Raw genomic sequence first — 14,212 nt, 5'->3', positions numbered from 1 at the left:
CGGCTCTGCCTCAGCCCACCCTGATCTCCGACAATTCCGCGCGCCGATCAATGGGCATTGTCTCGTCCGGTTGACACAGTTTGCCTAAATTTCTCTGGCTGATTCATGCCTCGTCACGACGTACCGCATGACAACGCACCTTCGGTTTGCTCGCGTTCCTCATGTGCGGAAAACGAAAATGGCGAAGCAGGCAGCTTAACACTCTCCGAGCAGGATTTTCGTCCGAATCTTAGAAATGCGCATGGCTGTTGTCCTCAGCGTGCCGGTCAACGGTCAGGGCCAAGAGTTCAACCCACCCTTACCCTTTCTGCGTGGCTTGGCTGTAACTGACAGGAAATCCACTGCGACCTCGTGCCGTGACTTCGGAGATCCTTTGACACCCGCCGCACCGAAATGCTGTTAATCTAAGCTTGATTTTCGTTCGGTTTCACCCTCCCTAACCAAGTCAATTTCGTGTAGACACAAATTCAATTTGGGATCGATATGACAAAGAAACGAGCACTTATTACCGGCGTCACCGGCCAAGATGGCGCCTATTTGGCCGAACTTCTTTTGCAGAAGGGATACGAAGTCCACGGCATCAAGCGCCGGACGTCGCTTTTCAATACGGACCGCATCGATCATCTCTATCTCGACCCGCATGAGCCCAATCCTCCGTTCCGGCTTCACTACGGCGATCTGACCGATTCTTCGAGTTTAATCCGGATTGTCGGAGTAGTGCAGCCAGACGAAATCTACAACCTCGCGGCCCAGAGCCACGTTGCCGTTTCGTTCGAAGAACCCGAATACACTGCGAATTCAGATGGTCTTGGAACCCTGCGCATCCTTGAAGCCATGCGCATTACCGGTTTGGAGACGAAGGCGCGCTTCTATCAAGCCTCAACCTCCGAGCTTTACGGCTTAGTTCAGGAGATTCCGCAAAGGGAGACAACGCCGTTCTATCCGCGTTCACCGTACGCCGTCGCCAAGCTTTATGCCTACTGGATCACGGTCAATTACCGTGAAGCTTACGGGATGTATGCCTGTAACGGCATCCTATTCAACCACGAATCTCCGGTCCGCGGCGAGACTTTCGTGACCCGAAAGATCACGCGCGCTTTGGCGCGGATCCATTTGGGACTGCAGGAGAGGCTTTATCTTGGCAATCTCGATGCTTTGCGCGATTGGGGACACGCGCGTGACTATGTCGAAATGCAATGGCTTATGATGCAGCAGGACAAGCCGGAGGATTTCGTGATCGCTACGGGCGTGCAGCATTCTGTCCGTGATTTTGTCAATGTCGCTGCCAACGAAGTGGGCATGGCAGTTCGCTGGGAAGGCAGCGGCGTCGAAGAAAAGGGATATGACGCCAAGACCGGCAAGTGCATAGTTTCAGTCGATCCCCGCTATTTCCGCCCCACTGAGGTCGCGACGCTTCTGGGTGATCCGTCAAGAGCCAAGCTGAAACTCGGCTGGGAGCCCAAGACGTCGTTCGAGAGCCTGGTTCGTGAAATGATGAAGGAAGATCTCGAATCCGCAAAGCGCGACGAGCTCATCAAGCAGCACGGGTTTAGATATTACCCCCGCCACGAGTAGGTTTAAGATCGGTCAGCGATGTGAACTGAAGCAAGCCCTCGGAACAAACCTTAGGATGCGTACAAAGTACCCTAGCGGCTACTGAGGGGCGCAATACCTCCCTGTATATGGGGGGACATTTCGGGACTCGGAGAGAGCTCATCAAGAGATGATACCTAGTCAGGATTCACCATGAGCCACACCAACCAACCGAACCAGGTCAGCAGAGCGCACGTGACGAGCAGCGCGGCGAGGAGGGCAATGTAGATTGGACTACGGGTCACATTAGCCTCTCGCTTTGGGGAATGCTGATCTCCGCGGTGTTGAAGGTTACCGCATTGAGACCTAACCTCCGATCCTCTAGATAGGATGCGCCGGCTGACACGGGAGAACGCAAAGCCCAACAGATTGGCCCTAATTCTAACTGCCTTCGGCGTTCGGTCCAACACTTCAGCAATTTGTTCGGGCCGGGAGCCTCGTTTGAGCATCTCTCGTAGGAGCTGCGCTTCGTCAGGCGTCCAATGCTTGATGAGCGGATATCTATCGCGCGCCATTCCTTGGCTTTCCCGGCAATCCATCAAAGACACTTTGATCGCCCGCCTGTTTCGCCGCAGGCCGCGGGCACCTTGGATCGTTCTCGGGGATGGCAGGCCGGCGACCTTCGGCGGAACGGAGTTTGGCAACCCGGTGCGACCAGGACGGGCATTATGTCAAACCGCACCGTCCACTTCTCATGGCAAGCGAACGACATCCTCCACCGGGAGCCCAATGTCGTTGGGAGCGCCCGGCAGGCCGGCATTCACCTGCCCCTTTTTATCGCCTTGCTCCGTCATGGCCTCCGACCACCGGCGTACGATCGTGCGCCGATCCCACCGATCAAGGGCTCGCCTTCTTCCTTCTTCACCGTAATGCTCACGTAGGGCCGGCGATTCACTAAGCTGACGAATCGCAAGCGCGAGAGCTGACGAATCTCCCGGTGTAACCACAAGGCCCGCATTCGTAACTTCAGCGGCGAGGCCGGTGCCTTCTTTTGCCATCGCAATGACCGGCCGAGCAGAGGCGAAGATCGCCCCGAGCTTCGAGGGCAGAACCAGATCCGCCGCCTCTGCCTTCTGCGGAATCAAATGGAAATCGGCCGTGGCCATCAATTGATTGAAGCTGTCATAAGGCTGTAGGCCGAGGAAGTGTATATTGGGACGCCTGCCGGCAAGCTGCTCGAGCCTTGTCTTGTGGGGCCCTTCGCCTGCAAGAATGAAGTGGATATGCGGGTGGCTCCGCTCTAAGCCGATTGCAACCTCGATCACGAGTTCAAGGCCTTGCTTGTTAGACATCGTGCCGGAATACAGTCCGACGATATCGCCCTCACCCAGCTTGAGTAGCTGACGGTATTTGGTCATTCGGGGACCCGGGCAGATCGCAGTCGTGTCGATCCAGTTTCTCACTTCCGCGGTCTTTTCGGGCCGCAGTCCCTTGATCCTCAGCCGCTCCATCATTTTAAGAGAGATGGTTGAAACGTTATCGAATGATTTGAGGATCGCAGCTTCGACTCGAACCATCCACTTCCGTAGAGAAGGATTGCGTAGCAAACCGAGATCGAATGCCGCATCCACCTCGAAATCCTGTACGTGAAGCCATGACTTGGCGCCGATGCGACGAGCAATGAACGAGACAAAGGCAGCCGACATCAACGATGGCGCAACGGCGATCATGACGTCCGGACGCCAGGACAGGGCCTCAAAAAGAACAGGGGCCGAGCTCGTGATCGCGAATGAAGCGTGATGGACCAGCCGTTTAGCGCCGGAGGGATGTCCGGGCACAAAAATTGGGGTACGCGTTACGCGAACACCGTCGATATTTCTCGACCTGAAGTACGATGACTTGAATCCCGGAGGGATCTTCCATGCTGGGTAGTAGGGAGGTGCCGTGATCACTCTGACTTCATGACCTTCGGCTACCAGACTTTCGCAGAGCTCTGCGTTATATTTGGCCACGCCGATCAGATCGGGAGCATAATTGATGCCGACCAGGAGAACACGCATAAAGCCCGCCTCAATTCAAACTTTAAAATAAAAAACTGTCGAGCCATCTAAACTAGTCTACTCAGCTCGCTGCGCCGACTTCCAGATGACGCCCGTAGCCATGGAGATAATCTGCATAGGCGGCCGCGATGCCGGGCCGCAGGTTAACTTTCGGCCGCCAACCAAGGCCTCGAATTCTCGAGCTATCCAGCAACTTGCGCGGCGTTCCGTCAGGCTTGGAGGTATCGAACCCGAGCTTGCCTTCATAGCCCACGACATCTGCGACTACTGTCGCGAATTCGGCAATCGACAATTCGTCGCCACTACCGACATTGATCGGCAGGTCGCTTGAATAATTCTTCAGAAGGAAAACGCAGGCATCCGCAAAATCCTCGACATTGAGGAATTCGCGAAGCGGCTTGCCGGTGCCCCATACGGTGACTGCGGGTGCCTGGGTAAGCTTGGCTTCGTGGAAGCGCCGGATCAGTGCAGCCGGGACATGACTATGGTCCGGATGATAATTGTCGCCGCGGCCGTATAGGTTTGTCGGCATCGCCGAGATGAAATCGCTGCCATATTGCTGACGATAGGCCTGGCACATCTTGAGACCGGCAATCTTGGCGATTGCGTACCATTCGTTGGTCGGCTCCAGGGGGCCAGTCAACAATTCGCTTTCGGCAATCGGCTGCTTTGCGTGCTTGGGATAGATGCAAGACGAACCAAGAAACAGCAGCCGTCCGACGCCGATCGTATGGCTTGCGCGGATTACATTAAGTTCGACGGCGAGATTATCGCAGAGAAAATCGACGGGGAACTTGCTGTTGGCCGCAATACCGCCGACCTTGGCGGCAGCATGGATCACGACGTCCGGACGATTCTGCTCGAGCCAACGTAACGTCGGCATCTCCTTCGAAAGGTCGAGTTCGCTGCGATTGGCGTACAGGACAGTGCACCCCTCAGAAGCGAGGCGGCGCACGATGGCAGATCCCACCATACCGCCGTGGCCGGCGACGAAAACGCGCCTGCCCGTCAGATCGTAGGCGAAAGCTCTTGTCATACGTAACCCTTTACCGCCTCGATCGCTTGGCGGCTGCTGAGCCGATGCAGCCCTCGCCGGCAAAACAAGGCCAAATCTCGTCCTATTGCTAAAATACTATTTATCACGCGACAGCCCAATTTCGCCGGTCAAACACATTAATGATGAAGATGCGCACTCATCCGCACGAAGCGTCTCAGCGCAGCAACGAAAAACCACCGAACCCGCGTTACGGGAAACGGACCGCCCAACCACCGAGGCGGAAGCAATGCGTTACACTCGATGAACTCCTCACCCATCGCCCCCATTCCTATCCCGCCCACGTCTGTCGAGCAAGATTTGTTCCAGTAAAAACAGGGCGGCGCACGCGGCTTTGGCGATCAAAGCTCCATAGAGGTCAGCGGCTCCCGCCCTCAGCCCCGGTTCATCTCGAGGATCGCGCGGCATGCGGTCGACAGGATCAATCCGAACTCGGATGGACGCCCTTTCCGTGCGCTTGACAGTATCTGGCGAATAGTCAGAGCCAGCGGCCACGGTCCAAGGCCGACACGGCTGCTTCCGTCGACCTCTCGTCGAGAAATGACGAGTTCAGAGAGAAGCGTGGGTTGACGTCGCACTACCACCGATGGCTAACAGCGCGTAGATGAACATTCTACCTGGCTTCCTGCCTCTCCTACTGGCAGCGCTCAGGCCTACAAATCCGCCTCCTCCACGAAGCCTGACCTCGCGAGGTTGCGATCGGTAAGCTTTTAGCGATTCGATCAGGGCCCCTTTAGTAACATGGCGAGGTCATAGCCGACTATTAAGGTCTGTGAGACGGCCCATCCCGTAGCAATCTCCTAAACAGGAGACGGCTATGTCAATCGATCCGAACAATCTGGCTGGAACTGCCACACTGACTTTTTCGGATGAATTCGACTCCCTCAGCTTGTGGAATGGCAAGAGCGGGACTTGGGATTCGACGTATTGGTGGGGCGCCGACAACGGCATCAGGATTGATGGGAACCAAGAGGTCAACTGGTACATCAACAGCAACTACGCGCCCACCAGTTCGGTGACGCCCTGGACTGTGAAGGACGGCATCCTCGATCTCCATGCCGGCGCCGCAGATCCTTCGATCCAACCCTATATCAACAATGCCCAGTACACATCGGGCATGATCACGAGCTATCACTCCTTCTCGCAGCTCTACGGCTACTTCGAAATGAGCGCCCAGCTGCCGGCCGGCCAGGGCCTCTGGCCTGCATTCTGGCTGTTGCCTACCAACAATGGACTATTTGGTACGGTGCCCGCGCAAGAATTGGACATCATGGAGATGATCGGCAACAATCCGACCATCGCTTACATGACGTCGCACAGTTCTGCGACCGGAAGCATGGAACTCCAGCAGGGCGGGATTTACCTGCCGTCGATGTCATCGGGCTTCCATACCTACGGCATGGATTGGGAGCCCGACACGATCACCTGGTATGTCGACGGGGAGAAGGCATTCCAGATTGCCACTCCGGAAGACATGCACACCCCTATGTACATTATCGCCAACCTTGCGTTGTACGGGCCGGCCATCACCGATCCGAAATCGCAGGTGGGCGGAGATATGCTCATCAACTACATTCGCGCTTACTCCGCGAAACCGCCTTCTGTCCAGATCAGCTCCTTTGGTCCCGACAGCAACGTCACCGGCGACGGCATCACTAAGGTCAAACAGGTCACTCTCGTCGGTTCGGCTGCCGTCGGCGCCACGGTCCAGGTATTTGAAGGCTCGTCCAAGCTTGGTACGGCCATTGCCGACAGCACCGGAAAGTGGTCTTTCACAACTGGGAACCTCAGCGATGGTGTTCACTCGTTCGTAGCGAAGACAGCGGATCAGAACGGCAACATCGTCTCGGAGTCGAGCGCACTCGCCGTGACCGTCGATACGACGGCGCCCGCATCCCCTACCATGGCCTCATTCACGCCCGACAGCGCAACCGTCGGCGACGGCATCACCAACCAAAACCAGGTCACGCTAAACGGCAGCGCCGAGGCTGGTAGCACGGTCCAGATCTTCGACGGATCGACGCAGATCGGTACCGCGATTGCAAGCAGGAACGGCAGTTGGTCGTTCTCGACGGCGGCCCTGATCGACGGCAGCCATGCGTTCACGGCCAAGGCCATGGATGTTGCCGGCAATGTGAGTTCCACCTCCACGTCCCTCACGGTGAAGGTTGACACGGCGGCTCCCGTCAAACCCGTCGTGGTCTCGTTTACACCGGCCCAATCCACCGTCGCCGGTACTGCCGAGGCCAACGCGACCATCGCACTCTACGACGGCGCGACCCTGATCGGCTCTGGAAAGGCCAAGAGCGACGGCACCTGGAGCATCAACGTCGGATCGCTTTCCGGGGATACCCACTCCTTCTCGGCGACCGCCACCGACGCGGCCGGCAACACGGGCGCACGGTCCAACGTGCTCGAGATCAGCAAGCTGATCGAAGGCGCGGGAAGCACGAGCTTGATGCAGGTCGGAACCAGCCTCCACTTCGTCACCGGCAGCACCGATGTCGTGTTCAAGCTGGGGGGTGCCGCGGTTACCACGGACCAATTCACCAACTACAAATTCATTGGCGCCGAGAAGACGGCGTCTGGCTATGACGTCGCCTGGAAAGCTATCAGCACCGGCCTTTATACCGTCGCCGCCACCGATGCGAACGGCAACTTCCTGTCGATGCTCGCCGACTCGGTTTCCGGCACGAGCGATGCATTGCGCACACTCGAGTCGACAATGAGTCAGGATCTGAACGGCGATGGCACGATCGGCCTGCCCGTCAAGATTATCGAAACGGCGGGTACTACGGCCCTGAAACAGGTCGGAAACAGCCTCCACTTCGTCACCGGCAGCACCGATGTCGTGTTCAAGCTGGGGGGTGCCGCGGTTACCACGGACCAGTTCACCAACTACAAATTCATTGGCGCCGAGAAGACGGCGTCTGGCTATGACGTCGCCTGGAAAGCTATCAGCACCGGCCTTTATACCGTCGCCGCCACCGATGCGAACGGCAACTTCCTGTCGATGCTCGCCGACTCGGTTTCCGGCACGAGCGATGCATTGCGCACACTCGAGTCGACAATGAGTCAGGATCTGAACGGCGATGGCACGATCGGCCTGCCCGTCAAGATTATCGAAACGGCGGGTACTACGGCCCTGAAACAGGTCGGAAACAGCCTCCACCTCGTCACCGGCAGCACCGACGTCGTCTTCAAACTCGGGGGCGCCGCAATCAACACAGATCAGTATCCCAGCTACAATTTCATCGGCGCCGAGAAGACGGCAACTGGCTACGATATCGCCTGGGAGGCTGGTGGGACCGGTCTTTACACGGTCGCGGCAACCGATGCGAACGGCAATTTCCTATCGATCCTTGCAGACTCGGTCTCTGGCTCAAGCAACACGCTACGCTCGCTGGAAATGACGATGCATCAGGACCTCAACGGCGACGGCATGATGGGCCTCACCGGTGGTCTCTTTGCTGTCGATGCGACCGCCATGAGCGGCAACGGCCTGCACTACACAATCGAAGCTGGCGGTAGCCTCGAGCTCGCCGGAGCAGTATCGGCTTCGATCACGTTCCAGCAGACCACGGGCATGCTGATCCTGGATGAAGCCACCAAGTTTACGGGAAATATCATCGGTCTTTCGGGAAATGGCGACCCAACCGCCTCAGACATCCTCGATCTGCGGGACATCGCTTACGGAGTCGGAACCTCGGTTTCGTACTCCGGAAATACATCGAGCGGCCTACTGACGGTCACTGACACACAGAACCACACTGCACGTCTAAATCTGGTAGGCGACTACACGCACTCGACATTCAACCTGGCAAGTGACGGACAAGGCGGCACGTTCGTCATTGACCCTCCCGCGCAAGACGCGACACCGCATCAAACGGCCGCCATTGCGATGGTGCAGGGCGCCGACGGATTTGTATTCCGTCCCATCACCGCAACCGATAACACAAGCACGTTTGACACACCCGCCACTCTGCCCTCCAACGAGGTGCTACTTGAATGGCAAACGAATTCGATCCCGCAGGACGCACACCTCTATCTTCACGCGATGGGCGATACCAGCTTCGTTCACACCCATGACGCCTTCATGGTGCACGCCTAAGGAGGCCGGCCGCACTACGCGTCGCCGAACTTGTCCAGAGAAAACGCGTCTGCCAATATAGAGGCTGCAACGTGGAGTCTTTGGACATGCCGACACGCAGGGAGATTTTGGGCTCCGCCTTGTTCGCGCTGCTGAGCAATCAGTCCAGTGCCGCCGAGCAGACCCCCGCTCCGCTTGCAGATCTAAACTTTCTCGATCGGAGAGCGTCGGAGCAGCACGCGCGCGCCCTTCGTGGCAATCTGCGCTATGTGGACCACGAGGTTTTTGGCGATCCAGCCGGTATTGCGATCGAGGAGGCAGCCCTGAACGGGGCTGAGGATGCCGGCTTCTCGAGTGAAGCCGCACTGCCCACCGGATGGCAGGTCATGCCGATCGCGGGCAAGGACATCACGTTCACCAGGGTCGCTCCGGCGTTGGGACGCTTGCAGGTGCGAGGAGAAGGTGCTGGTCAGTTCTTTATCAATATGGCGGCTAGCCGACACTTCGCTGTCAAGCAGGGAGAACTGCTGACGGGGTCATTGGCCCTGCGGTCGGTAAGCCGCGAGGCCGGCGGGCTGGTCAAGGTAGAGCTGTGCATTCAGCAGGTGAAATCTGACGGGTCAGTCGCCTCTCCCGTCGCGGTCACAATTCAGCTGCTACAGACCGATCAGCCATGGTGGGAACAAGTACGCGCGACTGCGACGGCGGACGGTTTTGCGATCCTTGCCCTGAGGGTGACGACAAAAGCGCGGTTTGACATCACATTCGAGCTCCATTCCCCCCAGCTAGAGCGGCGTGCCTGGAGATCGACATTCTGCGCGACATCACGCAAGGACGACGATGTCACGCTGACCGACCCAGACCGCTATCTCTCTCATCCAGAGCGCTCCGTCCTGCTCACTGCAGACGCGCCAAGATTTGTAGCATCGGGCGCTCTGTGGTGCGAGTACGGGGATCCCGATAACTATGTCGAAATCCAGCAGCGCGAGCGGGTTCTCTATGCGAAGGTCGTAAGCAAGGGCAGCCCGAGCGAGGTCCGGCTCGGTATCGTACCTCCGTTGATGCGGTTTACCGTTTGCCTGGCTCAGGACGCAAAAGGGCTCGCGGCCTCGCTCAATGGAAAGCCTCTCAAGACGATCGATTGTGAGATGCCCGTGGGACTAAAGCTCGCGCGACTTGGCAGCGGGGTGAGTGGGAGCTGGAATTCGACGATCGCCGCACTCACGCTGTTCGCCGGCAAGGTCGTTAATTGCGCCGCGCTAAGCCGGCCTGACAAGGTCTTTTTCGACGACTTCGACCGTCCAGATTCCCCGAACCTCGGTGTATCACCGACCGGGCAAGTCATCCGCAAGACTGGCGCCGTCGGCAGTGCGATATCGGGGCGAAAATGGGTGGTGGCAGGCGTGGGGGTAAGCTTTTCCAATGCTGCATATGGGGTCGTCCGGCTGGGTCGACCACCACGGTACTTGGGGGCGGTTGTGAACTGGACTTCTGGATCACCGGGTGGAGCAGCAGCCATGCTTGCCGCGACCGATGATGATCCCAGGAGATCCATCAATGCTCTCCATGCCGTCCTTACCGATCAAAAGGAAATCTTCCAGACGATGATCGCGAACAAGGTTGAGACCGCTCTGGCCGAGTTCGTCTATCCAGTTCCCATGGCGCGCGACGGCACAACGGCTTACGGCGTCGCTTGCCTGATCAACTACCAGGAGAGGGCTGTTGTCTACGTCGGCCCCCAGGGGGATCTGGCGCGCCACGTCCATCCCACCTATACTGAAAGAGCAGGCCAGCTTGCTATTTTCGAACATTATTGGCAGCTAACACAATGCCGCCCCGAATTCCTCGCCGTCGCAGCGGGTTGAAGATGGCCGGTCAATCTGCCCGAAGTTAGAAGGAGTGAGCCATGAGATACGGAACCGCCACACTGATGCTGTTATTGCTTCCCGCCGGGGAAGCAATGGCGCAGGGCGTGTCGCAATCCCCCACTCAAACCGTCACACAGCAACGCCGGAGCGGAACGACCGTGAACGGCGGCCTCAGCTCCGCGGTGAGAACCAATCAGGGCGTCAGCACGAGCAGCGGATTTAACAGCCCGTTTACTAGCCCATTTGGAAGCTCCAGCAGCTCCCAGTCGAAGGGTGGCTACGCCGGCAGCAGCTCTAACCGGTGATCCTCTTCGGCAGGCCGAGGTTTACGAGCTTTCCGATCCCAAGCCCGATGCATCCGGCCAGCGCGTCGATCAGGAAATCGGATAAGCGCGCATGGCGCGTTGGCAGCGGTATTTGAACCAGCTCGATCCCTAACGCGAAAAGAATGGCCAAAGGCCAAAGCGACTTTCTCACCGCCGGGAACGACAGCGCCACGGCAGAACCGACCAGTGCAAAACAAAGGAAATGCTCGATGTTTCGATCCAGGCCGGTCACCGGCCGGCCCGTGGCAGGCATTACAGTCAGACACAGAATTCCAAGAACCACAGCGCCCGTGGCAAGTCGCATCAAAAACATGGCTATCCTTAAAATCACGAAGTCATAAAAGTGGCGGCTCGCCGGGCTCGTCCAGGGCCGAAGTTGACTACCTATTCAACCTCCCGCGTAGATGCCCAGGCAACCTACAATGTTGCGCCAAGAGATCGCCAAACCGCGTAACGGATAAGCAAGACTCGCAGAATTGTTGCAAAATCGCAACTGCCGGTGTCGAAACCCTTGCCAAGCGTAGATTCGCTTAGAGATTTTACGAAGCTCGTGATAGTCCCGAAGACATGGGGACTATATTTAAAACCAAGTTTTTAGCTGGTATTGCCCTCTGCGCCATGATTGCTCTGGCCGGGTGCAGTCAATTGCCGACGTCTGGTCCATCTGGCCAAGCGGTAAAAAGCGAGGCGCCGGTTGATGAAAACAGTCTTCCGTACGCTTTGGTTCGCGTCAATTCCGATGTCGTTTCCATACTGGCACGCAATACAGGCAGGTTGACGGTTACGTATCCGGATCGTCAGCCCCCCCGTGAAATCAGATTTGGCGTAGGCGACGTCGTCAGCGTCACGATCTTCGAGGCTGCTGCAGGCGGCCTGTTTATCCCCGCTGAAGCGGGTGTCCGGCCCGGTAATTTCATTGCCCTTCCGAATCAGACGGTCGACCATAACGGCAACATCTCCGTGCCTTATGCCGGCGCTGTCCGGGCGCAGGGGCGGACGCCTTCCGAGGTCCAACAGGCGATCGCCGATGCGCTGAAGAATCGTGCGATCGAACCTCAGGCCGTTGTAGCCCTGATTGACCAGCGGACGTCGCTCATCAGCGTGCTCGGCGAGGTGAACAATCCTGTTCGCTATCCCGCAAACGCCGCCGGCGAACACCTGCTGGATGCGATTACGCGCGCCGGAGGTCCGAAGGGGCAAGGCTTCGACACCTGGGTCATGCTTGAGCGCAACGGCAAGCAGGCCACCGTGCCGTTCGGGGCGCTTGTGTACGAGCCGTCCAATAATATCTGGGTCCACCCGAACGATACGGTTTACGTCTATCGTGAGCCGCAGACGTTCGTTGCCTTCGGTGCAACCGGCCAGCAGGGTCAGTTCAACTTCGATGCCTGGCGGATTTCGGTGGCGGAAGCCGTGGGTAAAGCTGGCGGCCTGAACGATACCTTGGCAGATCCCGGCGCGATCTTCCTCTACCGCGGCGAGCGGCGGGAGGTTGCCGCGATGCTGGGTGTCGACGTGAGTCGCTTCACGACGCCGATCATCCCTATCGTGTATAATTTCAACATGCGGGACCCGTCGACCTACTTCCTGGCGACGAAAGTGCTGATCCGGAACAAGGACGTTCTGTACACGTCGAATGCTCCGGCAGTCGAATCGGCCAAGTTGATGACCTACATCAGGCTGGTCACCGCCACGGTCAACGATCCGATCGTCGCAGCATACAATGCTGCCGCCCTTCGGAACCTGGTCGTAACGGCTCCCTGATCCACGTGCGACGCGATGGGCGATACGCCGTCTTCGTGACGAAGGCGATCGTCGCCCTCAAGCCGCAGCAACCGTCGGATCTGTTTGCTGCGCTGCTGTTCACGGTCGTGGCGATCATGCCCTTCCCGTTCGCTTCGGTATCCTCCGTCGCCATCTCCCTATGGTGTGGGCTGGTGGGCATGGCGGTGCTCGGGCTTGCCTTTCGACCGCCCCCCGCTGCTTCGCCTCTGCTTCTTGCGGCCGTTATCGTCACCCTTGTCGCGAGCTATGCAGTTGTTCTCTACCTCCAGGTGCAGGTTCGGAACTCATCTGATCCCCTGGTCCATCCGATCTGGATCCAGGCCAGCCAGTTGCTGGGCCTCTCTTTGGTGTCGACCGCATCGATCGCCGTGGGGCAGCCGTACCTCGCGGTCGGCACACCGCTCCTCAACCTGTTGCTGTTTACGGGGGGCTATCTCTGCGGCGCCGACGAAGTCCTCTCGCGCCGCCTGTTCCGAACGATCGCCTGGGCAGGCGGGCTTTATGCCATTTACGCGATCTGCTCCTACGCGCTTGAGCCGAACCTGGTGCTTTGGCAGGAGAAAATCGCCTATGCCGGCAATCTCACCGGGACGTTCACTAACCGCAATGCAGCGGCGGTGTATTTCGGATCGATCTCTATTGCATGGCTGCTTCTCATGCTCCGGCGCCTCAGTCTCCGCAAGAAACGCCATTCCGGCAAACGCCGCCCGTCGACGACACAAGTCAGTTGGCGCAACCTAGCAGTCCCGGGCACTTTCTTTGGCATTTCCCTGCTTGCACTCGTTCTGACTGGCTCCCGCGCAGGTGTCGCGTGCAGTTTTGCCGGACTGCTGGTGACGTTTGGGCTGACCTTTAGGGCCGAAATGTCGCCCAGGCTTCGCAAATGGCTGGCTTCTGGCGCTGCCGTCGTCGTGATCTTGGTGATCTATCAAATCTTCGGCAGCGGTCTGGGCGAGCGGCTGGAAACGGAAGGAGCCGCCGGCGGAGGTCGCGCCAATGTCTTGGCCTCCGTCCTGCGCATGATTTCGGACTTCCCATGGCTCGGGACCGGCTTGGGCACGTTCCGCTGGAGCTTCGCGGCCTACCGTAGCAACCAGATTTCGGGCTGGGGCGTCTGGGATCGGGCCCATAATGTTCCCCTCGAGATTGCCGCTGAGGGCGGCCTGGTGCTCGCGGGCATCGTGGCCCTGCTCTGGATCGGAGCCATGGCCATTTTGGTCCGTGCCTGTCTGGATCCTAAGCGCTCCCGTACCCTCCCGCGTGCCGCCCTGGCCATCTCAACGGTGGCCATCCTGCACTCTTTGATTGATTTTTCGCTGCAAATACCCGCTTATGCGGGTACCGTGATTGTTCTTCTTGGCGCCGCTCTCGCGCAGGTGCAGAGGCCGGCTGAGCAGGCCGGAGCGATTAACTTTGAAATGAAGCAAAGTCCGGCGGCGCTCGACAGACATTGATGTCGGAACGCTATCCAGTTAACATTTCATATATTTTTTAGA

General features: G+C 58.2%; 9 protein-coding genes. 5 read left to right on the top strand and 4 right to left on the bottom strand.

What is annotated here, in order from left to right; genetic code table 11:
* Window positions 1-483 precede the first annotated feature (483 nt).
* Window positions 484-1,575 carry a GDP-mannose 4,6-dehydratase gene (gene gmd, locus K410_RS0110090; RefSeq protein ID WP_028134725.1) on the top strand — a complete coding sequence of 364 codons (1,092 nt, stop codon included), beginning with the start codon at window positions 484-486 and terminating at the stop codon, window positions 1,573-1,575.
* A gap of 155 nt (window positions 1,576-1,730) precedes the next feature.
* On the opposite strand, the gene K410_RS41410 is transcribed toward gmd, so the two are convergent.
* The 3 genes from K410_RS41410 to K410_RS0110080 form a co-directional block, all read right to left on the bottom strand.
* The gene (locus K410_RS41410) at window positions 1,731-2,108 is read right to left on the bottom strand and encodes an SANT/Myb-like DNA-binding domain-containing protein (RefSeq protein WP_349509794.1); all 378 of its coding nucleotides are present in this window, start codon (window positions 2,106-2,108) and stop codon (window positions 1,731-1,733) included.
* A gap of 177 nt (window positions 2,109-2,285) precedes the next feature.
* Entirely contained in the window at window positions 2,286-3,593 is a 1,308-nt protein-coding gene (locus K410_RS0110085) for a WcaI family glycosyltransferase (RefSeq protein WP_028134724.1), read from the bottom strand.
* Window positions 3,594-3,654: 61 nt separating this feature from the next.
* Window positions 3,655-4,629, bottom strand: a complete 975-nt coding sequence (locus tag K410_RS0110080; protein WP_028134723.1) for a GDP-L-fucose synthase family protein — start codon at window positions 4,627-4,629, stop codon at window positions 3,655-3,657.
* 835 nt (window positions 4,630-5,464) lie between these two features.
* On the opposite strand from K410_RS0110080, the gene K410_RS36720 reads away from it, so the two are divergent.
* Complete coding sequence (locus K410_RS36720) at window positions 5,465-8,758, top strand: Ig-like domain-containing protein (protein ID WP_049820003.1); 3,294 nt, start codon at window positions 5,465-5,467, stop codon at window positions 8,756-8,758.
* Between the two features lie 86 nt (window positions 8,759-8,844).
* Window positions 8,845-10,602, top strand: coding sequence for a hypothetical protein (locus K410_RS0110070; protein ID WP_155253327.1), 1,758 nt, complete (start codon window positions 8,845-8,847; stop codon window positions 10,600-10,602).
* Window positions 10,603-10,899: 297 nt separating this feature from the next.
* On the opposite strand, the gene K410_RS36715 is transcribed toward K410_RS0110070, so the two are convergent.
* On the bottom strand, window positions 10,900-11,244 hold the full coding sequence (locus K410_RS36715) for a VanZ family protein (RefSeq protein ID WP_049820002.1): 345 nt from the start codon (window positions 11,242-11,244) through the stop codon (window positions 10,900-10,902).
* A 254-nt stretch (window positions 11,245-11,498) separates the two neighbouring features.
* Here K410_RS36715 and K410_RS0110060 point away from each other — a divergent pair, with 254 nt between their 5' ends.
* Together K410_RS0110060 and K410_RS36710 are read left to right on the top strand one after the other, a co-directional pair.
* The gene (locus tag K410_RS0110060) at window positions 11,499-12,695 is read left to right on the top strand and encodes a polysaccharide biosynthesis/export family protein (protein WP_080672146.1); all 1,197 of its coding nucleotides are present in this window, start codon (window positions 11,499-11,501) and stop codon (window positions 12,693-12,695) included.
* Window positions 12,696-12,730: 35 nt separating this feature from the next.
* Window positions 12,731-14,170, top strand: a complete 1,440-nt coding sequence (locus K410_RS36710; RefSeq protein ID WP_049820001.1) for an O-antigen ligase family protein — start codon at window positions 12,731-12,733, stop codon at window positions 14,168-14,170.
* Window positions 14,171-14,212: the final 42 nt, after the last annotated feature.

Source organism: Bradyrhizobium sp. 22 (assembly GCF_000482425.1).
GTDB classification, from domain to species: Bacteria; Pseudomonadota; Alphaproteobacteria; order Rhizobiales; family Xanthobacteraceae; genus Bradyrhizobium; species Bradyrhizobium japonicum_B.
The sequence above is the reverse complement of the archived record's forward strand: the minus strand, read 5'-3'. Positions and strand labels throughout refer to the sequence as shown.

Bases quoted from the DNA above. Each gene is read 5' to 3' on its own strand.
- K410_RS0110070 (WP_155253327.1), top strand. From the start codon at position 8,845: ATGCCGACACGCAGGGAGATTTTGGGCTCCGCCTTGTTCGCGCTGCTG.
- K410_RS36715 (WP_049820002.1), bottom strand. From the start codon at position 11,244: ATGTTTTTGATGCGACTTGCCACGGGCGCTGTGGTTCTTGGAATTCTG.
- K410_RS41410 (WP_349509794.1), bottom strand. From the start codon at position 2,108: ATGGCGCGCGATAGATATCCGCTCATCAAGCATTGGACGCCTGACGAA.
- K410_RS0110085 (WP_028134724.1), bottom strand. From the start codon at position 3,593: ATGCGTGTTCTCCTGGTCGGCATCAATTATGCTCCCGATCTGATCGGC.
- K410_RS0110060 (WP_080672146.1), top strand. From the start codon at position 11,499: ATGGGGACTATATTTAAAACCAAGTTTTTAGCTGGTATTGCCCTCTGC.
- K410_RS36720 (WP_049820003.1), top strand. From the start codon at position 5,465: ATGTCAATCGATCCGAACAATCTGGCTGGAACTGCCACACTGACTTTT.
- gmd (WP_028134725.1), top strand. From the start codon at position 484: ATGACAAAGAAACGAGCACTTATTACCGGCGTCACCGGCCAAGATGGC.
- K410_RS0110080 (WP_028134723.1), bottom strand. From the start codon at position 4,629: ATGACAAGAGCTTTCGCCTACGATCTGACGGGCAGGCGCGTTTTCGTC.